The sequence below is a fragment of the Paenibacillus sp. FSL H8-0104 genome (genome assembly GCF_038050215.1).
Lineage (GTDB): Bacteria > Bacillota > Bacilli > Paenibacillales > Paenibacillaceae > Paenibacillus > Paenibacillus amylolyticus.
Genome location: NZ_JBBOTC010000001.1, coordinates 3,997,846 through 4,020,879, shown reverse-complemented (window position 1 = coordinate 4,020,879; position 23,034 = coordinate 3,997,846). Strand labels below are relative to the sequence as shown.

Annotated in this window: 21 protein-coding genes; 20 read left to right on the top strand and 1 reads right to left on the bottom strand. The window is 45.6% G+C overall.

What is annotated here, in order from left to right; all coding sequences use genetic code 11:
* Window positions 1-75: 75 nt before the first annotated feature.
* Window positions 76-621 (bottom strand): cupin domain-containing protein, encoded by a 546-nt coding sequence (locus NST38_RS17855; RefSeq protein ID WP_047843398.1) that lies wholly within the window; start codon window positions 619-621, stop codon window positions 76-78.
* Between the two features lie 179 nt (window positions 622-800).
* Here NST38_RS17855 and metH point away from each other — a divergent pair, with 179 nt between their 5' ends.
* The 20 genes from metH to NST38_RS17755 all read left to right on the top strand — a co-directional run bounded on the left by metH (window position 801) and on the right by NST38_RS17755 (window position 23,022).
* Entirely contained in the window at window positions 801-4,241 is a 3,441-nt protein-coding gene (gene metH, locus NST38_RS17850) for a methionine synthase (protein ID WP_076250204.1), read from the top strand.
* Window positions 4,242-4,318: 77 nt separating this feature from the next.
* The gene (gene rnz / locus NST38_RS17845; RefSeq protein ID WP_017688042.1) at window positions 4,319-5,257 is read left to right on the top strand and encodes a ribonuclease Z; all 939 of its coding nucleotides are present in this window, start codon (window positions 4,319-4,321) and stop codon (window positions 5,255-5,257) included.
* A gap of 356 nt (window positions 5,258-5,613) precedes the next feature.
* On the top strand, window positions 5,614-6,423 hold the full coding sequence (locus tag NST38_RS17840) for a TIGR01457 family HAD-type hydrolase (RefSeq protein WP_047843396.1): 810 nt from the start codon (window positions 5,614-5,616) through the stop codon (window positions 6,421-6,423).
* A gap of 6 nt (window positions 6,424-6,429) precedes the next feature.
* Window positions 6,430-7,251 (top strand): Fpg/Nei family DNA glycosylase, encoded by an 822-nt coding sequence (locus NST38_RS17835; protein ID WP_076250206.1) that lies wholly within the window; start codon window positions 6,430-6,432, stop codon window positions 7,249-7,251.
* Complete coding sequence (locus tag NST38_RS17830) at window positions 7,241-8,089, top strand: deoxyribonuclease IV (RefSeq protein ID WP_076250208.1); 849 nt, start codon at window positions 7,241-7,243, stop codon at window positions 8,087-8,089. The genes NST38_RS17835 and NST38_RS17830 overlap by 11 nt, the downstream gene beginning before the upstream one ends.
* A gap of 19 nt (window positions 8,090-8,108) precedes the next feature.
* Entirely contained in the window at window positions 8,109-8,447 is a 339-nt protein-coding gene (locus tag NST38_RS17825) for a cyclic-phosphate processing receiver domain-containing protein (RefSeq protein ID WP_017688046.1), read from the top strand.
* The gene (locus NST38_RS17820) at window positions 8,447-8,764 is read left to right on the top strand and encodes a thioredoxin family protein (protein WP_036613610.1); all 318 of its coding nucleotides are present in this window, start codon (window positions 8,447-8,449) and stop codon (window positions 8,762-8,764) included. The genes NST38_RS17825 and NST38_RS17820 overlap by 1 nt, the downstream gene beginning before the upstream one ends.
* On the top strand, window positions 8,761-9,540 hold the full coding sequence (locus NST38_RS17815) for an ABC transporter ATP-binding protein (RefSeq protein WP_370511415.1): 780 nt from the start codon (window positions 8,761-8,763) through the stop codon (window positions 9,538-9,540). The genes NST38_RS17820 and NST38_RS17815 overlap by 4 nt, the downstream gene beginning before the upstream one ends.
* Window positions 9,541-9,546: 6 nt before the next feature.
* Window positions 9,547-10,596 (top strand): SAM-dependent methyltransferase, encoded by a 1,050-nt coding sequence (locus tag NST38_RS17810; protein ID WP_076250211.1) that lies wholly within the window; start codon window positions 9,547-9,549, stop codon window positions 10,594-10,596.
* 227 nt (window positions 10,597-10,823) lie between these two features.
* Window positions 10,824-12,302 (top strand): serine/threonine protein kinase, encoded by a 1,479-nt coding sequence (locus NST38_RS17805; RefSeq protein WP_341344027.1) that lies wholly within the window; start codon window positions 10,824-10,826, stop codon window positions 12,300-12,302.
* Between the two features lie 24 nt (window positions 12,303-12,326).
* Window positions 12,327-13,346: an SAF domain-containing protein gene (locus NST38_RS17800; RefSeq protein ID WP_076250215.1), complete on the top strand. Its 1,020-nt coding sequence runs from the start codon at window positions 12,327-12,329 to the stop codon at window positions 13,344-13,346.
* A gap of 75 nt (window positions 13,347-13,421) precedes the next feature.
* On the top strand, window positions 13,422-14,135 hold the full coding sequence (locus NST38_RS17795) for a hypothetical protein (RefSeq protein ID WP_076250217.1): 714 nt from the start codon (window positions 13,422-13,424) through the stop codon (window positions 14,133-14,135).
* Window positions 14,132-14,962, top strand: coding sequence for a hypothetical protein (locus tag NST38_RS17790; protein ID WP_076250218.1), 831 nt, complete (start codon window positions 14,132-14,134; stop codon window positions 14,960-14,962). Before NST38_RS17795 ends, NST38_RS17790 begins: the two co-directional genes overlap by 4 nt.
* A 7-nt stretch (window positions 14,963-14,969) precedes the next feature.
* Window positions 14,970-16,796 carry an ATPase, T2SS/T4P/T4SS family gene (locus NST38_RS17785; protein ID WP_076250220.1) on the top strand — a complete coding sequence of 609 codons (1,827 nt, stop codon included), beginning with the start codon at window positions 14,970-14,972 and terminating at the stop codon, window positions 16,794-16,796.
* Window positions 16,786-18,852 carry a hypothetical protein gene (locus NST38_RS17780; RefSeq protein WP_076250222.1) on the top strand — a complete coding sequence of 689 codons (2,067 nt, stop codon included), beginning with the start codon at window positions 16,786-16,788 and terminating at the stop codon, window positions 18,850-18,852. Before NST38_RS17785 ends, NST38_RS17780 begins: the two co-directional genes overlap by 11 nt.
* A 62-nt stretch (window positions 18,853-18,914) precedes the next feature.
* Window positions 18,915-19,400 (top strand): hypothetical protein, encoded by a 486-nt coding sequence (locus tag NST38_RS17775; RefSeq protein WP_017688056.1) that lies wholly within the window; start codon window positions 18,915-18,917, stop codon window positions 19,398-19,400.
* Window positions 19,401-19,416: 16 nt separating this feature from the next.
* Window positions 19,417-19,815, top strand: a complete 399-nt coding sequence (locus NST38_RS17770) for a hypothetical protein (protein ID WP_076250224.1) — start codon at window positions 19,417-19,419, stop codon at window positions 19,813-19,815.
* Complete coding sequence (locus tag NST38_RS17765) at window positions 19,812-20,363, top strand: hypothetical protein (RefSeq protein ID WP_076250226.1); 552 nt, start codon at window positions 19,812-19,814, stop codon at window positions 20,361-20,363. Before NST38_RS17770 ends, NST38_RS17765 begins: the two co-directional genes overlap by 4 nt.
* Window positions 20,350-21,333, top strand: a complete 984-nt coding sequence (locus NST38_RS17760; RefSeq protein WP_076250228.1) for a hypothetical protein — start codon at window positions 20,350-20,352, stop codon at window positions 21,331-21,333. The genes NST38_RS17765 and NST38_RS17760 overlap by 14 nt, the downstream gene beginning before the upstream one ends.
* A 138-nt stretch (window positions 21,334-21,471) precedes the next feature.
* Window positions 21,472-23,022 (top strand): ABC-F family ATP-binding cassette domain-containing protein, encoded by a 1,551-nt coding sequence (locus tag NST38_RS17755; protein WP_076250230.1) that lies wholly within the window; start codon window positions 21,472-21,474, stop codon window positions 23,020-23,022.
* The last annotated feature ends 12 nt before the right edge of the window (window positions 23,023-23,034 follow it).

Sequence of the window (23,034 nt, the reverse complement as noted above, 5' to 3'; positions counted from 1 at the left end):
TCTCCACATGCATATGCGAAAACCCCTGTTCAATTGAACAGGGGTTTTGGTTAAGCGAGTTGTAACACGAGAGTGTTAGGCTTGTTTGATAAATGTAGGATCAGGGTATGGATCTGCAATCCAGCCATCTTTTTCGATGAACAGACGTACAGCAATAATTTGTTTGTTCTCCATTAAAGTGAAGAAGTGCGGTGTATTCTCAGGTACAGAGATAACGTCTCCAGGAGACAGTTCTACATTAAAGTAGCCCACATCATCTGTAGCTTTGATAACAAAGATTCCTTTACCAGCAACAATTGCACGGATCTCATCTTCAGCGTGGGTGTGGATCTCTTCGAACTTGGCGAGCTTTTCTTCGATATCTGGTGTTTGTTCGGACAGCGTGATGACATCCCAGATCTGGTACCCGCGACGTGCAGCCAAATCTCTGATTTCATAATCGTAAGTTTCCAAAACCTCGGTTTTCTGTTCATCAGTTAATCCAAAGTTATTTTGCAGATCAGTGTTCAGTTTGGAAGCGTCCCACTTCTCATATAATACTTCGTATTTGTTTAAGAAATTTCGAACATTTTCGTCACCAGTGATGCGTTCGTTCGTATTTCGGATAACAATTTCAGCCATGTTCTTTCCCTCTTTTCCACTTGGTTTAATTGAATTATATCGGATTGCTTTGTTTTTGTCGATTCTCAAATTCCGTTCATATTCGTGCAAACCCGCCATCTTTCGGGACCAAACCCGATCTTTCACATTAAGTTAGTTTCTGTTAAACTAAGATCTAACGTTTTGCGGGGGTGAAGATATTGGATAAGATTAGTCTACACGATGCATTAAAACAACGAATATTAATCCTCGACGGTGCAATGGGGACCATGATTCAACAAGTTGATCTGACTGGCGAAGATTTTGGCGGCGAAGATCTGGATGGATGTAATGAAATGTTAGTGCTTACTCGTCCAGAACTGATCCAGCGCATTCATGAAGAATATCTGGAGGCGGGCGCCGATTTAATTGAAACCAATACATTTGGTGCCACATCCGTTGTGCTTGCTGAGTACGATATTCAGGATCGGGCACGCGAGATCAACCTGGAAGCAGCCAGAATTGCGAAAGCTGCGGTTGATCGTTTCTCTACACCTGAATCTCCACGTTATGTGGTAGGTGCGATGGGACCAACAACCAAAACACTGTCTGTAACTGGGGGAGTAACGTTCCAGGAACTTATCGACAGTTATTTGGAGCAAGCGCTTGCTTTAATAGAGGGAGGCGTTGATGCGCTACTACTCGAAACCTCACAGGATACCCTCAATGTAAAAGCAGGCAGCATTGGAATTCAGCAGGCCTTCGAACAGAGTGGCGTTACACTGCCCCTGATGATATCAGGAACGATTGAACCGATGGGAACGACCCTTGCAGGTCAGAACATCGAATCCTTTTATATATCCTTAGAACACCTTAACCCAATTTCGGTAGGACTAAACTGTGCTACGGGTCCGGAGTTCATGCGTGATCACATTCGTTCACTTTCTGGAATGGCATCGGTTGCCGTTAGTTGTTACCCGAACGCGGGTCTTCCGGATGAGAATGGTAATTACCATGAGTCACCAGACTCGCTTGCACAGAAGATCGGTGCTTTTGCCGAACAGGGCTGGTTGAATATCGCTGGTGGATGTTGCGGGACAACCCCTGCACATATTCGGGCGATGCGCGACACACTTGCTCAGTACCCCCCAAGAGAAATGAACGGAACACATCCACCGGCATTGTCTGGTATAGAACCGATCTACATTGAACAGGACAATCGTCCATACATGGTTGGTGAGCGTACGAATGTGCTGGGATCACGGAAATTCAAACGCCTCATTGTAGAAGGAAAATATGAAGAAGCCTCGGAAATTGCACGTGCTCAAGTGAAAAATGGAGCGCACATTGTCGATGTGTGTGTACAAGACCCAGACCGCGAAGAGTCTGAAGACATGGTGAAGTTCCTTGAATTGGTTGTAAAAAAAGTAAAGGTTCCTCTCATGATCGATACGACAGATGCTTCAGTAATTGATCTGGCCCTCCAGTACTCACAAGGTAAAGCGATAATTAACTCCATTAACCTTGAGGATGGCGAAGAGAAATTTGAGCTGATTACGCCGTTGCTTCATAAATATGGTGGTGCAGTAGTTGTCGGAACGATTGACGAACGGGGTCAGGCGATTAGTCGGGAAGACAAGCTTGACGTAGCCAAGCGCTCTTACGATTTGCTGGTGAACAAATATGGTCTCAAACCAGAAGACCTCATTTTCGATACGTTGGTGTTCCCGGTAGGTACGGGAGATGAACAGTACATCGGTTCAGCCAAAGAAACCATTGAAGGTATAAGAGTGATTAAGGAAGCGATGCCAGAATGTCATACGATCCTCGGGATCAGTAACATTTCATTCGGACTGCCTGAAGCGGGCCGTGAGGTGCTGAACTCAGTATTCTTATATGAATGTACCAAAGCAGGTCTTGACTATGCGATCGTGAACACAGAGAAATTGGAGCGTTATGCCTCCATTCCTGAAGAAGAACGCAGACTCTCGGAAGAGCTTTTATATAACACGAATGATGATACTCTGGCGGCGTTTGTAGCGGCGTTCCGTAACAAGAAGGTTGAGAAGAAGGAAAAAATCTCGAACCTTTCATTAGAAGAGCGTCTCGCTTCATATGTAGTAGAAGGAAGTAAAGAAGGATTGCTGCCAGATCTCGAACTGGCACTTGCCAAATATACAGCACTTCAAGTGATTAACGGTCCACTGATGCGGGGGATGGAGGAAGTAGGTCGTCTCTTTAACAACAATGAGTTGATTGTAGCTGAGGTGTTGCAGAGTGCAGAGGTTATGAAGGCTTCTGTAGCATATTTGGAGCAATTCATGGAGAAGAACGAAACTTCGGTTAAAGGCAAGATCATTCTGGCCACGGTCAAGGGCGATGTGCATGACATCGGTAAGAACCTGGTTGAGATCATCCTGTCCAATAACGGTTACCGGATCATTAATTTGGGTATAAAAGTACCACCAGAACGTATTATTGAGGCATACCGAGAAGAAAAAGTCGATGCGATCGGCCTCTCGGGTCTATTGGTAAAATCAGCGCAGCAGATGATTCTTACCGCTCAGGATTTGCGAACAGCAGGTATTGATGTGCCTATTATGGTTGGTGGAGCGGCGCTAACACGTAAATTCACCAAAAATCGTATCCGTCCTGAATATAACGGAATGGTTGTATATGCGAAAGATGCGATGGATGGTCTGGATCTGGCGAACAAATTGATGAATCCCGTTTCACGTGAAGTGATGCAACTGGAGATGGAAGCTGAGAAAGAAGCTGATTCTTCAGGTGCTGTAGCTGTTCAGGCTCTTCCAGAGCTTACGCGAGTGGAGCGTTCGGATATTGCTGTAGATCATCCGGTTCTTGTCCCGCCTGATCTGGATCGGCATACGATGCGTAACTATCCTTTATCACATATCCTGCCATACGTGAACATGCAGATGTTGCTTGGACATCATCTGGGGTTGCGCGGTTCAGTAGAACAACTGCTTGCTTCAGGTGATAAGAAGGCTACCGACCTGAAAGCAGTCGTGGATGATATCATGCAAGAGGCTGTTCGTGACGGGATTATTCAGGCGCATGCCATGTATCGTTTCTTCCCGGCTCAGTCCAGTGGTAACAGCGTCATTATCTATGATCCAAAGGACACCAGTAATATTTTGCATACATTTACGTTCCCACGTCAAAAAGTCGAGCCGTTCCTGTGCCTGTCCGACTTCCTGAAACCTGTTGAATCCGGTCAGATGGATTACGTTGGTTTCATGGTTGTTACGGCCGGACACGGTGTGCGTGAACTATCCACGGCGTGGAAAGATCAAGGGGATTACCTTCGCTCACATGCTCTGCAATCCGTAGCGCTTGAAGTAGCAGAGGGATTAGCTGAGCGTGTGCATCATATGATGAGAGATATATGGGGATTCCCGGATTCTGCCCAGATGACCATGAAGCAACGTCATGGTGCACGCTATCAAGGGATCAGGGTATCTTTTGGATATCCGGCTTGTCCGGATCTGGAAGACCAAGGGCCGTTGTTCAAGTTGCTGCAGCCTGAGGATATCGGTGTGGAATTGACGGAAGGTTTCATGATGGAACCTGAAGCTTCCGTATCAGCGATGGTATTCAGCCATCCGCAAGCCAAGTATTTTAATGTAGAGAAGGCATAAATTCAGTAGAGTGTCAGGCAAAGCCCTCCGCATTGTCGGAGGTTTTTTGCTGGCAACAGAAAGAGGTGCGATCCAGAATGGAACTATATTTCCTGGGAACTAATGCTGGTGTACCTACGCTTCAACGGAATGTAACTTCCATTGGGCTACGCATGTTGGATGAGCGCAGAGCTTTGTGGTTGTTTGACTGCGGGGAAGGAACGCAGCACCAGATTTTAAGTTCTCCGCTTAAACTAAGCAAATTGGAGAAAATATTCATTACTCACCTGCATGGTGATCATGTATTTGGACTTCCAGGACTGCTTTCGAGCAGAGCCTATCAAGGTGGCACCACACCATTAACCGTATATGGTCCGCCAGGTACGGAACGAATGATCAGTACAACAATGGAGCTGAGCCAATCCCGGGTTAACTATGATCTGAATATCGTGGAACATACGGGCGGTGTCCTGTTCGAGGATGACAGTTTTATCGTGGAAGCTGCTTTGCTTGAGCATCGGATTGACAGTTATGGATACCGGATTACCGAAAAAGATCGTCCAGGAAGCCTGGACCCAGCCAAACTGGCGGAATATGGTTTGAAGCCAGGCCCATTGTTCGGCCGACTGAAACGTGGAGAAACCATTACGCTGGATAACGGTGATTCGCTTCGTCCAGAAGATGTATTGGGAGCGCCCAAGCGTGGTATGGTGATCACCATATTGGGTGATACACGTCCATGTGACAACGTACAGCCACTTTCCATCAATGCAGATGTACTTGTACATGAAGCTACATTCATGCATGATCTGGCCGATACAGCGCATGAGTACTATCATAGTACTTCTAAACAAGCGGCAGAAGCGGCTAGAGCAGCCAATGTAGGGCAACTAATCATGACTCACTTCAGTTCACGCTATAAGGATGAGGATCAACTTCAGCCACTTTTGGAAGAGGCGCAGTCCGTATTCCCGAATACCAGACTTGCAAACGAACACCAGCTTATTCCTGTCGTGCATCGCAAGCAAGAATCTTAACCCTGATTGCGAACCAGTGCACGGCTAAACACGTCATATAAAGATCCGGGTAATTGCACGGGACTGAGGGAGAGGAACTCCCGCGGTCCCTTTTGCAATCTGGTCAGAAAGCGTGTAGGATGGGCAATATGAAGAGGGAAATGATTCAAATTATTTTCCGGGAAAGCGCAGGAAATGACAAGCTTGTACAGAAGACGCGCGAGTTAAACCGTCGGTGTTCGATCCGGTTCGACTTGTTGTGTGCATATGTCAGCAAGCCATTATTTTTTGCCTGAATACATAGGTTCGCGGTCAAGTTCGAGGTAATTGATTAAGGACATGAAACGTTAATGGAATGAAGAAAGGAAGTGCTGTGTGTGATTAAGGCCTATCTGATTGACTTGGATGGTACGCTCTATCATGGCAGACATCGTATCGAAGGAGCCGATCAGCTTATTCGAACACTGCAAGAGCTAGGAAAGCCGTATTTATTCGTAACAAATAATTCTTCCCGTACACCACAAGGTGTGGCAGATCATCTGAACGGGATGGGCATACCTGCCGACGCGTCTCAAGTATGTACTTCTGCTGTGGCGGCTGCTGAATATGTTGCTGAAGAGTCCCCGGGTGCAAAAGTGGCATGTATTGGAGAAGCAGGACTGCTGGAAGCCATAGAAAAAGCAGGACTACAGCTAACGGAAGATGCACCAGATTACGTGATACAGGGGATTGATCGTGAATTTTCCTATCATAAACTGACCAAGGCGCTAAGGTGGATTAATGCGGGATCAAAATTCATCATGACCAACCCGGATCTGCAGCTTCCTTCCGATGATGGACTGACACCTGGGGCGGGGACTATTGGAGCAGCAATTGAAGCCGCGACCGGAGTTCATCCTACAGTCATAGGCAAACCATCGAGTGTTATAATGAAGTCAGCCATTAGCCGGCTAAACCTGGCGTCTCATGAAGTGGCAGTGATCGGAGATAATATGCGAACCGATATTGCTGCTGGAGTGGCAGCAGGATGTGAGACGCTGTTGGTCCTTACCGGTGTGACAACACGGGATAATATGGATGGACACATTCAAGCAGCGAAGGCTCGACCTGATCATGTGTTTGAAGATTTGCATAAATTGATGGAGTGGCTGTCGCAAGAGGCAGACCAAGCTTCCAAAAAGGGGTAATGTACGATGCCGGAACTACCGGAAATGGAAAATTACCGGACCTTGCTGTCCGAGAAAATACTTGATCTACTGATTACAGGTGTTGTAATTAACCGCGATAAAACGATAAATACGGAGCCTGATCTGTTTATCAATGAACTTACAGGTAATCGCATCATATTTGTTGAGCGCCGAGCGAAGCATCTGATTTTCCACTTGGCTAATGGCAAACGTCTGGTACTGCACCTCATGTTGGGTGGTATGATTTTCTGGGGCACGGAAGAAGAACGTCCTGATCGTTCCACGCAAGTGGAAATTCAGTTTGGCGATCACATTTTATTTTTCATTGGACTGCGCTTGGGTTATCTACATCTGCTTACTTCGAAAGAAACCGAAGAGGCGATGTCTGATCTTGGACCTGAACCTTTAGATCGACGGATGAATGTGGAACGTTTTGCTTCTCTGTTGAAAGGTCGCCGGGGTACGCTCAAGACAACATTGGTAAACCAACATATTATTGCGGGGATTGGCAATTGTTATTCGGATGAGATTGCTTTTGCTGCCGGTCTGAGACCAAGCTCCAAAACGCAGAACATCGCGACTTCACCAGAGTTGACGGAGCGTTTGTTCCATTCGATGCAGTCTGTGTTGCGTGAAGCAGCTTCTGAGGGCGGTTATATGGAAATGCCGCTGATGCTAGGGGATACGAAGACAGGAAGTTTTGACGAGCAATGTCGCGTGTACGATCGGGAAGGCGAGACTTGTCCGCGCTGCGGGGGAACGATTGAACGAGTGGAAATTACGGGCAAGAAGGCATTCTTCTGTCCGAAATGCCAGCATGAAGCCTAAAACCGGAATCGGGGCACATGTCAGCACCAGAGGCGGATTTCTTCAGGCAGCCAAGAGAGCACATGTGATGGGGGCAACGGCGTTTCAATATTTTCCGAAGAACCCGCGTAGTCTTGGCCTGAAAAGTCTGGATCTCAAGGATGCTGAGCAGTGCAGGGATTGGTGTGAACAGCAGGGACTTGCATCGATTGCACATTCACCCTATCCCACGAATCCGGCGTTGGGCATGACCCGTGGAGAGGCGGGGTTTCATGCTACAATAGCTTCTATTCGCAATGATCTTGAAATTTCGAATGCTTGCGGTTCTGTTGGGACGGTGGTCCATTTTGGACATATCAAAACAAACGATCCGCTGGAGGGTTATCAGAACCTCATTTATTGTCTGGATACCGCCTTGGAGAATTGGAATGGACACTCAAAGGTACTGATTGAAAATCAGGCAGGTGATCATGGCCCGATGGGCACGACAATGGAAGAAATGATACAGATTCGCAAATTAAGCCGATATCCGGAGCATATTGCTTTTTGTTTTGACACATGCCATGCTTTTGCTTCAGGTTTGTGGTCGTCAGGCAACGAAGCGGCGATGCTCGATAAGGGCAGGATGCTCGGGTATTGGGATAATGTTGCTGCTGTCCATTTTAATGATTCCAAATATGCGTCTGGTTTGTGTAAGGATAGACATGCGAGGATCGGACAGGGATATATCGGAAATGAATCAATGAAAGCATTGTTAAAGGCGCCTGAGTTCCAAAATGCGGTTGTTGTGCTCGAGACAGAAACGGGCGAAGATGGAACGCACCGTGATGATATAGCGCTCATGCGTTCCTGGTTATAATGGGGAGAGGAGCGATTGTATGCATGTTTTTTTGGATGACTATCGGGCATGTCCGAAAGGATTTGTTCTGGCAACGAATGCAGAAGAGTGCCTGATGCTGCTAAGAGAAGGTGACGTGGACATTTTGTCTCTGGATTATGAGCTTGGTCCAGATTCGCCCAATGGCGGTGAGGTCGCGGCATCTATTGTACGAGAAGGTTTATTTCCGCGTGAGATCTATTTGCATACGTCCAGTATGTTTGGGAAACGCCAGATGTACGAGATGTTATATAGCAATAAACCGGATTCGGTAACCATTCATAATGGGCCAATGACGGGTGAGGTCATGCTGCGTGTTGCCGCGGGAGAAGAAAGTTAATGAAGCCAATTACATCCAAAATGTTAATGCGCAGTGTATGGGAAGGCATGCCACAGGCTGTATTTATATATACCCCTTTATGTGGGACATGTGCGGCAGCCCGCCGTATGTTAGAGGTAGTAGAGCACATGCTGCCAGAAGGTATTTTATTGGAAATGAACATTCATGACATTCCTGAACTTGTACAACAATTTAAAATTTCAAGCGTTCCAGCAGTGATGCTATTTGACGGCCAGCAAGATGTTCCAAAAATGGTTTATCGGATGAGCTCTGTGGAGCATCTGCTCTCGGAGATCCGGAAGGCGGTGCTGAAATGAGTATAATCTCGATGGAACATGTCTCACTTAGACGAGAAGAGAATCAAATCTTGGATGACGTACATTTGCGCATTGAACAAGGCGAACATTGGGTTATTTTGGGTCGGAATGGTTCTGGCAAAACAACGTTGTTGGAAATGATGAACGGATATATGTTTCCAAGCCAGGGACGTATTGAAGTACTCGGTAATTTGTATGGACAATGTGACGTCAGGGAAGTACGTAAGGAAATCGGTTATATCAGCCAAACTTTGATTGAGAAACTCACGCCAAGAGATCCGGTATGGGAAGTCGTCGCTACAGGAGCGTATGCTTTTTTGCGTTTTTATCAGACGATTCCTGATGAAGTAAAAGCAAAGGCAATGAGTTTGCTGGATGACATGGGTTTTGCCAACCTGGCTAACAACCCGCTTGGAACGTTATCCCAAGGGGAGCGCAAAAAAGTCATGCTCGCTCGTTCATTAATGGCCGAGCCAAAATTGCTGATTATGGACGAGCCTTGTGCCGGCCTAGATTTATATGAACGTGAGAAAATGCTGGCTGAAATTGATCGTCTGCGCCAGCGTAACATTACAGTTGTGTATGTAACACATCATGTTGAAGAGATCGTACCTTTATTTACACATGTGGCCTTGATCCGCGATGGACGTATTGCGGCAGCTGGCCCCAAACATGAAGTTTTGACACAAGATACAATTAAGCATACGTACGATGTTCCGGTCGATATCCAGTGGGATAATGCTCGTCCGTGGATACGCGTACGTTCTGGAGGGTAACACAATTTGAGTACACAATCGTCTTGGGAAGAAGGCAACTTCTCCCGTTTTATCTGCACAGCCAATCATGGCTTTGCCCCTTATGCTCAGGAAGAGTTGCGCCGTACGTTTGGTGCGGTGAAGAGCACGGTACTCGTACCAGGAGAAATACTGCTTGCGGGTCTGCCTGTAGCGGAGGAAGAAGTTGCAGATAAGCTGTGGGCAGAGTATCCAACGTTTTTACGTCATATTCAACCTGTTCAGTTTCAGGAGAATACTGAAGATTCGGAGCAGTCTATTGAGAAATTGATTGCATTTGTGTTGAATCATAAGGAATTGAACGGTGCCTCTGTCGTGCTACAGGTACGGAAGACAGAAGGGGCCTTTTGGCAAGAAAATGCAGCCGCATTGAAGCAACTGCTAACTGAAAAGCTGGATGAGCTAGACTGTGAATGGGTTGTACGTGATGCTGAATATGTCATTTCTGTATTTGCAACGAATGATATGTTGTATGCCGGCATATCCAGACCTGAACAGAACCTGTCAGACTGGAGCGGGGGAGCCGTACGTTTTCAAAAAGAAGATGGGCAGATCTCGCGGGCCAAATTCAAATTGCTTGAAGCCGAGCTAACGTTTGGCATTGACTTTACTTCATTTCATAAAGCACTTGATATCGGTGCAGCACCAGGTGGATGGACCTCGTTCCTGCTTGAACGTGGGCTTGAAGTAACGGCGGTAGATCCTGCGAAGATGGATGCAACGCTGCTGGCATCACCCAAACTGACTTTCTTGAAAAAGAATGCAGGGGATGTTCGTTTCCGCGAAGGAGAGTTCGATCTACTCGTATGTGACATGAGTTGGAGTCCGAAGCTGATGAGCCGACTTGTATCGGATCTTCTATATAGCCTGCAACCCGGAGGAACAGCGATTGTTACCGTGAAGTTATTGCATAAAAAACCGTTGGCAATGATTAAAGATGTCATCGATACGTTTGAGCGTTCGCGGATGCAGATTCAACGTTCCAAGCAGTTGTTCCATAACCGAGAAGAAATTACACTTTATATGGTCAAATATTAAGAGATCTAGCTTTGATTAAAGTAGCTAAAGGCATTATGAAATTGATTCGATTAAGCTCATTAAATTTTGTGCTTTACAATCTATTCCTGCCTGTACTATAATGATACCAATATTAACCATAACAAACCTGAGGGAAAGCATCCCGAAGTGAACGAAACCGGATATCCGGTCTGTTCTTCTTCGGTGAAGCTTTCCCTTTTTTGTTGTGTATTGAAGGAGGAATTGGTATGAGACATCCGGCCAGGCTGGAACGCGGAAGCCTGCTGGGAGGTAGATATCGTATCGTATCCATTCTGGGAACAGGCGGAATGAGCCATGTATACGAGGCGGAGGATCTGAAGTTGCCGGGCAAGATATGGGCAATTAAAGAAAGTGTAACGATTATGCCATATGAAGGCAGTATGGAGACGGAAGCCGCTCTTCTGACATCACTTCGCCATCCAAGATTGCCGCAAATTGTTGATTTTTTTGTCCCGGATGAAGACGGGTACACATACTTGGTGATGGAATACATCGACGGGTTAACGCTCAGTGAGTATTTCAAGCAGTGTCGTGGGAAGATCCCGATGGAGCAGTTGACGGAGCTTGTACTTCAATTGCTCGATGTGTTGAGTTATTTGCATAATCTGAATCCACCTGTGATCTATAGGGATCTGAAACCTTCAAACATCATGATCACGCCGGAACATGAAGTAAGATTAATTGATTTTGGTATCGCCAGAAGTTACAAACCGCAAAGTGCTGAAGATACCGTTAAGTTGGGAACCGCTGGTTTTGCCGCTCCAGAACAGTATGGCGCGGGTCAGACCGATGCGCGTTCAGATCTTTATGGACTCGGAGCATTGCTCCTGTATCTTATGACAAGTGGTGCGTATACGGAATGGATTAAGGGTGTGGAAAGCTCTATCCGAAGTGATGTTCCACGGACATACATCCCTGTGGCGAGAAGACTGTTAAGGTATAATGCCGAAGAGCGATTCCAATCTGCCGATGAGGTGCGGAAGGAATTGCTCCGAATACCCGGTGGGACAACGTCTGGTGGAGATACAACGATGACCTTGAATGGCGGAACAAGAGTTATTGCCTTGACTGGTGCTTCATCTGGTGTAGGGGTTACCCACACGGCTATAGCTATCAGTCATTATCTCGAAAGGCAAAACTTCAAAGTAGCTGTGATTGAAATGTCACCTCGCTCTCAATCTTTTGCAAGGATTCAACAAATCGCTCAAGCGGGTAAACCGGTGCCAGCAGGCAGACAGTTTGCAGTGGATGGTGTGCATTATTGGAAACAATCCGGGCGAGCGGATATTTTGTCTTTGCTTGGGGGGAGTTATCAGTTCATCGTGATGGATCTCGGTAGTGGTCATGACCAGAACCGGCTGGAAGAATTCCTGCGTGCAGATCTTCCCATTGTTATAGGCTCAGGTGCCGAATGGAGACAGGCCGAGATTGGCGCCTTTATTCGATCACATCATCGGTATCCACGAGAGAAATGGATCTATTGTCTGCCCCTGGCAGCAAGTGAAGCAGTTCAGCGCATTCGTAAAGCTCTGGATACATCGAGTGTATATGGTCTGCCGTTACATATTGATCCTTTTGACAAGGACGCACAGATGGATAAAGTGTTTTCACATATTTTAATGCATATGATGGCACAGCAGCCCAAGAAACGTTCATTCTTTTCAAGAAGGAAAGTACATGATTAGAAGATTACGAAAGGAGAGCCTCTTTTGTCTAAATTAAGAAAACAAAGCCGTCAACTGATCTATGCCGGACTTATCGGAGCAGGAGCTGTAGGGTTGGTGTTCGGAGGATATGTTATTTACAATGTCAAAACGATGGGGGATGTCAGGTCAGCTGTAGAAGCCCGTTATTTATCGGCATATGAGGAAAAGGAAGCTGAATTAAAGCAACAATGGGATTCGGGAGCACAAGGATGGGTTACGATTCGGGATATTGAAGCAGGTGAACCGATATTACCGGAGGATCTGAAGCTCATTGCTGTTCCGGATGCACAAGCACCGCGAAACCTCTGGTCCAGTACCAAGCAGATGGAAGGCCAAGTGGCCAAAATAGAGTTGAAAAAAGGAACTGCCATTACCACCGAGATGGTGTATGAGGATGTACCGGCTCCGCCTGATTTAAGAAATCGAGAGCTGCAAGTTGTATTACTGCCGTCCTCACTTGTTAAGGGAGATATTATTGATGTTCGTATCCAATTCCCTACCGGACAAGACTATGTTCTCTTATCGAAGAAAAAAGTGGAACGACTCAATGCAGCTACCTTATGGATTACGATGACGGAGGAAGAAATTCTGTCACTCTCAAGTGCAATTGTAGATGCCTATTTACATAAAGCTTCAATCTATGCCTTAACCTATGTAGAACCACAGTTTCAGACACCTGCAATCGCGACGTATCCTGCCAATTCAGAAGTGTTAAAACTGCTGGAGAGTGATCCGAATATTGTTCGACGAGCCGAGCAGGAGTTATCCAGACAGGTGCGAAGTTCGCTTGAAAGTTCACTGGCCGCCTCCATGACAGCACCGTCAAAAGGGGTTGAACAGGATGTGGCACAATCCTCAGTTACATATAACAGTCGTCCATCATCAAATAATCCGGCAACGTCGGATGGAGTGATGTGGAATGATGGTTCAGGAAACGGAGCAGGAGCTAATTCTGGAAGCGTAAATGATCCTGCTGATGCTTCACAAACAGAACAACAGAGCTTGCTAACGGGTGGAGAATAGAGTGAAATCCGAGGTTTAATTTAGAATAATTCAGATAACAGGGAGTTTAAGAAAAAGAAAGGGGTTGTAACATCTATGCATACATGGATCTTTGCGGGTTTATGTGAGAAGAATGATCTGATGTTATATCTTTGCAAGATACTGGCTTCGACAGGCAACAAGGTTTTGCTCGTAGATGGAACCTTACAGCAGAAGTATGGGTACGGTGTAGGTGACAGTCAGCAGTCTTTGCGAATTACGGAATTTGAAGGATTTGATATCGCTTGTCATTTTGTTACTTCAGCAGCAGTAGAGAATCATCTTGAAGTAAATGGCGAGCGATTGGATAGTTATGACTATGTGTTATATGACATGGAGACCTCACATTTTGCTTCACGTAATCTCTGGCTAACCGCTGATGTAAGAGTCTGGGTGAGTGATTATGAGCGTTACAATCTGGAACGTGGCAAGGGATGGTTGAAGCGGTTGCTTGAAGAACAGTCATTACCTGGTGAGCTGTCATTTCAGCGGCTCTTAATTAACGGGGTTGACTGCAAGCTTAAAGCTCGTTATCTATGGGCGTATCTGGAAGGCAGTCCATTTGTGTGGACAGGAGAATCCTTAGTGCTTCCGTGGGATGAGTTAACAGCTGCGGTTAAGCTTGAGAATGAGCATCATCGCCGGGTTCATCTTGGACCTCTGTCACGAAATTACAAAAAATCGTTGTGTCGCGTGGTCGAGCAGTTAACAGGTTGGGAAAGTGTTCGCAGTCGCCGTGCGATGAAAGAAGCAGAGAGGATGAGAGCATGAGCACCATTACCTTTTGGAGCCCTTTTGCAGGAACAGGTTGCACTTCAAGCACATTAATTAGTGCTTATGCGATGGCACTTCACTACAGGACAAGAGTGTTACTTGTTAATGCAGGCTTTGCAGGAACTGGCACAGAAGCTGCTCTACCATCCAAAGATACGGATTCAGCGGATTTTATGTTCTCCTTTGAAGAGGGTGGCTGGGATGCGATTGAACGGCTGCATTCGAGCGGCAGTCTGAATAAGCACAATCTCAGGGATTATACCAAGCCACTTCTGAAGGAAAGACTTGATTTCCTAACCGGAAAAATTGATGAGATGGAACGTTCCCCGCAGGAACATGGTGAGACAGTGAAAAAGCTACTAAATGTAGCTAACGAGTATTACGATCTGGTTCTTCTGGATGCAGATCATGCTGGTGTTGATTCACAGCTCAAGCTACAGCTGGCGGACTATGTTGTAATTAATCTCGATCAAAATATGCGAAATCTGGAGTTGTTCTTTGAAAAGATCCTGCCAGAACGAATGAACAATAAGAATATACATGTTGTCATTAACAAATACGATTCGCATTCCCGTGCAACGCTTTCCAATATTCGGCGCCAGTTCAGATACAAAGGCACGATGTCTGCGATACCGTACACAACCGGATACTTGGATGCAATGAATCGGCGAGATGTCGCTAGATACTTGCAGTTGGAAAGTTTGACTGAGGATAAGGATATTCGTAAAGGGAGTTTTGCTGCAAGCATGAGCGAACTCGCTCGCCTGATTATGGACGGTGCAGGTATGCGCACAGTTCTGAAGAGGCTGGAAAGGGGAGCGTGAACCTCCGATGCTCTGGAATACCATATGGATAAGTTTGATTTTGATTCTGTGCCTGACTTATATCTGGTTCAAGTATAGAACGTTTCTTCGTGCAAAGAGTGCTCGTGTTCCTGAACAGGAATCATTCACGATTGACATGTTGATTGAGAAGGTGAAGAACTCACTTCATGAGCTTAGTCATAGTCAGCTCGCGGATGCGGGTCTGCATGAAGAAGAATATCGTCGAAGAATTAATCAGCGTGCCGAGATGAGAAAAGCACTGAAGGGCTGTGTCTCAGGCAGTATCAGCGACAAAACGTATGTCAAAAATCTGATAGGGGATCTCCTGACCCGAAGCATAGGGCTGAACAAATCAAATGTGGATGAAGTTATTTTGTTTGCAGAACCAGATTTGCTGACGATCCAGGACCGATTCGAAATTGTATTTTATCTGTACCGACAGCAATTCGGTGTGGATGCACTCTCCCGAATGATTGATACCTACGATCTTGGCAGACTGAGAATGGAGGAAGGTACGGACGATGGAGGAAGTTATTATATCTCTGAGGAGGATATTCAGTATGTGTTCGAGTGCGAATATCGAGAGCTTGGATTCAGAGAAAAGACGGATATCATCGTGCAACGTATCTACCAACATTATAAAGGATTCTCGGTTGTTGATGAGATAAGGGACCAACGTATTGACGGTGTTAGTGGTGGTGTCAGCGGTATGCTTGATGCTGTTCATAATATGGGACTTCGAAAACCGGCATCATGGAATGATTTGCTGGATCAAGGACTGGAGGATGATGCACATGAAGAACCGCTTAGCGGCATGGAAAGTGTCTGGATTTTCTATAAAGGTAAGTCCATTCATCTATCCTTTCTGTCATTCGGAAGCATCCGTGAACTGAAAAGGGTATGCCAGAATATATACAAATACAATTATCCCGGACAGTTGTCGGAAGCAAGTGGATACAAAGTGAATGAGATGAAAGACGGCTCTCGTGTCGTTGTGGTTCGTCCTCCTTTTGCAGAATCATGGGCGTTCTTCGTCCGGAAGTTCGATATTCCGAATGCCTCACTTGAACAGTTGATTACGGGTAACAACGCAGATCTGCCAATCACATTGCTTCAATACCTGATGAAAGGAAGCCGGATTACAGCTGTAACCGGTGCACAGGGTTCTGGTAAAACGACGTTGCTTATGGCTATGGTCAAACACATCTATGCATCGTACACCCTTCGGGTGCAGGAGATGGCGTTTGAACTTCAATTAAGACGGATCTATAGCCGACGTAATATTTTGAGTTTCCGAGAGACTGAACACATTTCAGGTCAACAAGGGCTTGATTTGCAGAAAAAAACGGATGGTACCGTCAATATACTCGGTGAGGTTGCGAGTGATGAGGTGGCCGCATGGATGATTCAAATGTCTCAGGTTGCCAGTCTGTTCACCCTGTTTACCCACCATGCCAAAACGTTTCGTGATCTGGTCTTCTCCCTCCGAAATTCCTTGCTCAAGACAGGTATGTTCCAGCATGAGCATATTGCTGAGGAGCAGGTTGTGAGTGTCATCAACTTCGATGTTCATATGAAGAAAGATGCTGAGGGACGAAGATATATCGAACGAATTACGGAGTGTCTTCCTCGTGCGAATCAAGGTGATAGCGTGGAAGAGAGGGCAGGTTTTACATTTCATAATGTTGTGGAGTACAGAGATGGAGCGTATGTTGCAACAGCTCCAATCTCCTCTGGATGCATGGTGGATATGCGAGAACAAATGACATTACAGGATGCTGAGAAGTTCGAACAGTTTATGAAGCAACACTGGGGTGATCAGCATGACAATTAAATGGATTTTGCTCCTCGTATTAAGTATTTGTGCAGGGGGTTTGCTGATTACACTTCTGGTTTTAAGTATGTTACGTCACAGAGGAGGTGGTTCAACAAGTCAATCCGGCGTGATTTTTGTTCCTAGCGGGAAGGGATTCAAAGGACTGGGATCAATCTTGTTGCAGTCCTACCGTCTTGGAATGAAAGTGCCATTGCTATCAGCTTATATTCTACAGGTGCAGAAACGTATTTCATTCCGCCATGTTGGGGATGAGCCCTCACTTCGCAGGCTGACGATGACAGTGGTTCTAATTATTCTTGGAGGTTATGGCGGCATAAGTGTCATTCTGTTTCTTCTGCAGCCGGGTATCGCTTTTGTAATACTGTCCGTGCTCTGTGCTGTGGTACTAAACAGCCTGGTATTGGATATGTGCCTTAGTCGTATGGAGAAAAGGTTGCTGGTGCAGATGTTGGATCTCTTTGCAGATGTAAGGCATCGGTATCATCAGCATGGCATGGTTGAGGAAGCGCTCTATGAAGCCGCTGAAGCAGGTACAGGAGAAGCAGCAGAACAGGTAAGACTGATCTACGAAGCTCTAACTTCTCCAGATCCAAATGAAGCACTTGAGCGTTATTATGAAGTGGCTCCCAACCGTTTTCTCAAAGGATTCGCAGGCGTTTCCTATATGGTCATGGAGTTCGGGGATAAGGACAGAGCACAAGGGTCTATCTATCTCAAGGGACTTGGTAATCTGACTCAGGAGATTCATCTGGAGATTTTGCGGCGTGATAAATTGGATTACCTGCTCAAAGGACTTAATATCATCGCGCTCGCTCCGGTATTATTCACCGCTCCGATCGAACGCTGGGCTAGAGTCAGTTTCCCAACGATGGATGAATTTTATCGCAGCAAAATCGGTTTTGTTACCAAAATATCGATCTATGTGATCATCATCCTTGCTTATTTGCTTCTGCAAAGACTCCAGCAATACGATGAGACCCGTTATCGGTCAGGGCATAAGCATTCATGGTTGGATCAGTTTCTGTACAAGCAAATCTTCATACGGAAATTGGCGATGTTGTTTGCGGCGAAACCTGGCAGTACACAGTACAGTCAAACGATACGGCTCATGAGGGAGAGCAGTTCAGAGTTGAAATACGAATGGCTTGCCATTCGACGAGTGTTGTTATTCGCAGGTTGTTTGGTCCTTACAATGGGTTGCATCTTGCTGTTGCACCAGGTTGAACGTAACCACATCTTGTATGATCCAATTCGCGATGATCGAATGTTTGGTGCAATGGCTGAAGCGGATCTCAGGAAAGCTGAGGAAAAAACAGCGTTGGATCAATCCGTGCTGGAAAGTGTAGAAATGAACCGAGGAGCTACATACGAAGAAGTCTCCAAAGCGTTACAGCAGTTATCTCCAGTTCAGTTAGACCATGATACCCAGAATGAGACCATCACGCGCATTATGCAGAAACTTGAGGTATATAACAAACAATATGTACGCTGGTGGGAAATGATTATAGCCATTCTCATGGGTGCAGCGGGGTACTACATGCCCGTATGGCTCATGTTATTTCAGCGGAAAATGCGAAGGTTGGATATGCGACATGAAATCTATCAATTCCAGACAGTGATTTCCATTTTGCGTGAGATGGACCGGATGTCAGTCGAGGAGATATTGGAGTGGCTAAATCGATTTGCCGTCATTTTCAAGCGCCCGCTCCAAAAATGTTTGTTGCATTTTGAACATGGACCAGAGCTTGCACTTGAACAATTAAAGGAAGAGGCGGGCTTGCCCGAGTTCCAGCGACTGGTTGATAAATTACAGCTTGCCCTTGGCAAAATCTCAATACGTGAAGCCTTCGATGATCTCGAGAGCATGATGGAATTTTATTTTGAACAACGCAAGCAGGAATACAGCAAAATGATAGATGTCAAAGCATCATGGGGCAGAACCATCGGATTTACACCTATGTACGCCCTTATCTTTTTGTATCTGGTCATTCCATTGGTCGGTATGAGTTTCTTGCAGATGAGCATTTATTATGAGCAAATTCAGAAACTGTAGCACAATTCATCTGTGTGACAGTCTGAAATAGTTTAATAACTTATAACTTGGGAGGATTTATCATGAACAATGCATCAAGCGCTTTAAAGGTGGCAGCAGGGATATTCTTAACAATCGCTTTGATCACAATTGTAGTTCTGTTGTTTATTTCGGCTCAGGAGGCAACCAAGACGGCCCAGAACAATTTTGCTGATATCCAGACCGAGTTGTCTCAGGCCGCATTTACGGTGTATGACGGAACAACCATCAGTGGATCTCAGGTAACCAACGCACTACGTAAATATGCGGACAAGGAACAGTTTGGTATTAAAGTGATTACGGGTAAAAATGTAGCTGGTCAATGGTACGGTAATCAGTTGAATATTTCTCAGGATCTCAATAATGCGGATTATGGCTCTGTTATTGGACCTGAAGATAAGGTGGGTATTATTAACCAAACCATGAGTGAAAAAGACAATCAATATGTAAATCCAAGTGGTAAATTCAAAGCCATTATCGTAAAAGACCGTTCTAACGTGGTAAGAGGGCTGATCTTCCAGCAATCCTGACAGGAGTTGGTATAACATGTCCCGGAATACACAGCATCTCATGTTGTTTTGTACGGCGGTTGTCCTTTTTGTGACAGCCTGCCTGTACGGGCAACAGAATGTTAAGATTTTATCAGCGGCCTTGAACGACAGAGTACAGACAACAGCAGGCATGGAAGGTCGGCTGACAACAACACTGCGTACCACTAATCCGTATCAGTATAATGGTGCGGAAGTGTTGCATACCGTGAGACAGATGACAGGCACAGGCATTCCTGTGGAGGTAGATGGGACTTCGTATGTGATCGATCCACTTGTCAGCAAAACAGCGACGATTCCTGTCCAGCTCGATGCCACCTACAGACCAGAGTTTATACGAAATGAAACTGGAGAACTGCTCAAGATTGTTTTTTGGAAGGAGGCGAGTGTGAATTGATTAATGCCGCATCCAAGCTGCTTGCCGTATTGCTCGCAGTCCTTCTGCTCTATGTGTACCCAGCTGCTGAAACAGCCGATCGGCAGGATGATATAGCACGTATAACGACTGTTCAGAATGTAACACGTTTTGTTGATGCTGTCCGAACGAAAGGGTATATTTCACCTCGAATGTTGGCTGATTTTGAGGAGCAACTGGCCCAGACGGGCAATGTGTATGAGGTGTCGATGGAACATTTACATAAGAAATATGTACCTCACTATATAGACCCGATGGACAATAACAGTTTTAACGGGACCTATGAAGTGGTGCAGGATGGATATTATGCAGCTCAGATTCGAGAAAGACTATTCCCATCCTCAGGTGTGATACCGGTTGATGATCCTGGCCGAAGATATACGTTGACGACAGGGGATTTTTTCACCGTGACGCTCCAAAATACAAATCGTACACCTTCCATGCTCATTCGTGAATGGTTGAGTGGCACGGTTCAGGCTTCAGCAGTATTTGTAACATACGGAGGTATGGTCCTCAATGAAGATTACTGAACTATCCATTGTATTTGTGTTGATCTTTTTCCCGCTCTTTTGGATCATCTCACTCCATACGCAAGATGCCGAGGAGGCTCAATATCTTGGCCAACGATACAGATCTGCACTTCAAACTGCAGTCATGGATGCAGGTGCAGTGATGCATCAAAATGAGAAGCAAAATGATGAAGCCGGTTATGATTCAACCAAGTTTGTTAAAGCGGACAAAGAGCTTGCCTTGTTGACATTTACGCAGACGATGGCTTTGAATATGGGGATTCAGGATGATCCCGCAGCTATTCGAAACATGTTTAATTACATTCCTGCCGTGGTTATTCTGGATTATGATGGCTATTATATGTTGTCCACAGAAACAGAGTTGACAGGTAACCGTGAAGATTCTTTAAGGCAAGTGTGGAGCCCCAAGAAACCTTATACATATTCAGATTCTAATGGTAACAGTATTAACTTTACACTGGACGACTACGTATATGCCTATGACGCAAACGCAGGGAAATGGATTGAAGGATTTCAAAAAGAACTGGCTTCAAGCACACAGATTCCTTTACTTCAGAATACCAGCGTATTTGAACAAGTTAGACAAAGCCGGATTGTGGCTGCTGTACAGGATGATCTGGCTGATGTGATTAACCGCCATAATGAGTTTGCCAGAAAGAACGGTATTTCCTATACGTTTACGATGCCCCTGATTGCGCAGGAAGATTGGTACAACTCCATTAACGATACAGGGATTATGGCCTTTATCCAAGGTATAGGTGTGGGTGACCAGAAGATTAACAATTATGCAATTGGTGGAGGCAGACTTGTGAAGAAAACGGCCATCGTAGGTGGGGTAGATCCTTTAACGGGTATCAGGTACTATTACCCCTCCACATGTGGTAATGGTTACCGTGCTGAAGAGGTGTTCACAGACGCAAGACAAGCAGCTGCACAAGGCTATTTCGAATATAAATGCTCTAATCGTTAGGTTAGCCTGTATGACAAAATCATGTAAGAGGTTCCTGAACTGTTTACATTACTTTCAGAAAAGACTGGACCTGTGCTAGAATAGGGTTTCGGAACAATAACAAAAGTAATGTCTAATAGATAGGAGCAACCTCATCTTATGAGTTTATTGTCAGTAGAGAACGTAAGTCACAATTTTGGAGATCGCACGTTATTTAAAAATGTATCGTTTCGTTTACTTGCCGGAGAGCGCGTAGGACTTGTTGGTGCCAATGGTGTGGGTAAATCCACATTAATGAACATCCTTACCGGTAAATTGCTTAAAGATAGTGGAAAAGTGGAATGGACACCTAAGGTCCGTTATGGATATCTGGATCAGCACACGAAGCTTACGCCAGGCAAAACCATTCGTGACGTGCTTAAGGATGCATTCCTTCCGTTGCTTGAATTGGAAAAAGAAATGATGAATATTACGGACCAGATGGCAGATGCAGATCCAGATAAGCTGGAGCAGTTGCTGGAAGAGATGGGCGATATTCAGGAACAACTGGAACAGGGCGATTTTTATCTGATTGACGTAAAAGTGGAAGAGATGGCCAATGGTCTTGGTTTATCCGCAATTGGTCTTGATCGAGATGTCGCAGCTCTAAGTGGTGGACAACGTACCAAGGTGCTTCTTGCCAAGCTTCTGCTCGAGAAACCTACAGCTCTTTTACTGGATGAGCCGACCAACTATCTGGATGTAGAGCACATTGAATGGCTGTCACGTTACCTGAAGGACTACCCACACGCGTTTCTCTTAATCTCCCATGACACGGAATTCATGAATGAAGTCGTAAATGTCATTTATCATTTGGAATTTGCCAAATTAACGAGATATGCAGCGAACTATAACAAGTTCCTCGAGATGGCTGATATGAATAAAGCCCAGCATATTGATGCATACGAGAAGCAGCAAGAGTACATCAAGAAGCAGGAAGATTTCATTCAGCGTAACAAGGCACGTGCTTCAACTTCAGGTCGAGCGAAGAGCCGGGAGAAACAGCTGGACAGAATTGAACGTATTGATCGTCCAGATGAAGCAGCTAAACCAACGTTCAAATTCAAGGATGCCCGTGCGAGCAGCAAAACGGTCTTTGAGGGCATTGATTTTGAAATTGGATATACGTATCCTTTGCTGCCTAAGATGACAATGACAATTGAACGTGGTGAGAAAATTGCCATCGTAGGTTGTAATGGTGTGGGTAAATCGACGCTGTTGAAAACCATCCTGGGAAAAATATCTCCACTCAGTGGAAAGACTTTCTTGGGAGATTATCTCGAAACGGCCTATTTTGAGCAGGAAGTCCGTGCTGGAAATATCACGCCGATTGAGGATGTCTGGAATGAGTTTTCACATTTGACCCAGAATGAAGTCCGGGGTCATCTCGCTCGCTGTGGGTTGAAAAATGAGCACATTACCCGTCCGCTTAACATGCTGAGTGGTGGAGAACAAGCGAAGGTTCGTTTATGCAAACTCTTGATGCGTGAAAGCAACTGGATTCTATTCGATGAGCCGACGAACCATCTGGATGTAACGGCCAAAGCTGAGTTGCAGCGTGCGTTGCAAGAATTCAAGGGAACAGTGATACTTGTATCTCATGAACCTGATTTCTACGAGGGTTGGGTCACCAAAACATGGAATGTCGAAGAATGGTCTGAGAAAAACTAGACGATTCAAGCA

Coding starts and splice junctions, on each gene's coding strand:
- rnz (WP_017688042.1), top strand. CDS start 4,319: ATGGAACTATATTTCCTGGGAACTAATGCTGGTGTACCTACGCTTCAA.
- NST38_RS17825 (WP_017688046.1), top strand. CDS start 8,109: ATGCATGTTTTTTTGGATGACTATCGGGCATGTCCGAAAGGATTTGTT.
- NST38_RS17785 (WP_076250220.1), top strand. CDS start 14,970: ATGCTCTGGAATACCATATGGATAAGTTTGATTTTGATTCTGTGCCTG.
- NST38_RS17855 (WP_047843398.1), bottom strand. CDS start 621: ATGGCTGAAATTGTTATCCGAAATACGAACGAACGCATCACTGGTGAC.
- NST38_RS17790 (WP_076250218.1), top strand. CDS start 14,132: ATGAGCACCATTACCTTTTGGAGCCCTTTTGCAGGAACAGGTTGCACT.
- NST38_RS17820 (WP_036613610.1), top strand. CDS start 8,447: ATGAAGCCAATTACATCCAAAATGTTAATGCGCAGTGTATGGGAAGGC.
- NST38_RS17805 (WP_341344027.1), top strand. CDS start 10,824: ATGAGACATCCGGCCAGGCTGGAACGCGGAAGCCTGCTGGGAGGTAGA.
- NST38_RS17830 (WP_076250208.1), top strand. CDS start 7,241: ATGAAGCCTAAAACCGGAATCGGGGCACATGTCAGCACCAGAGGCGGA.
- NST38_RS17780 (WP_076250222.1), top strand. CDS start 16,786: ATGACAATTAAATGGATTTTGCTCCTCGTATTAAGTATTTGTGCAGGG.
- NST38_RS17760 (WP_076250228.1), top strand. CDS start 20,350: ATGAAGATTACTGAACTATCCATTGTATTTGTGTTGATCTTTTTCCCG.
- NST38_RS17815 (WP_370511415.1), top strand. CDS start 8,761: ATGAGTATAATCTCGATGGAACATGTCTCACTTAGACGAGAAGAGAAT.
- NST38_RS17795 (WP_076250217.1), top strand. CDS start 13,422: ATGCATACATGGATCTTTGCGGGTTTATGTGAGAAGAATGATCTGATG.
- NST38_RS17775 (WP_017688056.1), top strand. CDS start 18,915: ATGAACAATGCATCAAGCGCTTTAAAGGTGGCAGCAGGGATATTCTTA.
- NST38_RS17755 (WP_076250230.1), top strand. CDS start 21,472: ATGAGTTTATTGTCAGTAGAGAACGTAAGTCACAATTTTGGAGATCGC.
- NST38_RS17835 (WP_076250206.1), top strand. CDS start 6,430: ATGCCGGAACTACCGGAAATGGAAAATTACCGGACCTTGCTGTCCGAG.
- NST38_RS17770 (WP_076250224.1), top strand. CDS start 19,417: ATGTCCCGGAATACACAGCATCTCATGTTGTTTTGTACGGCGGTTGTC.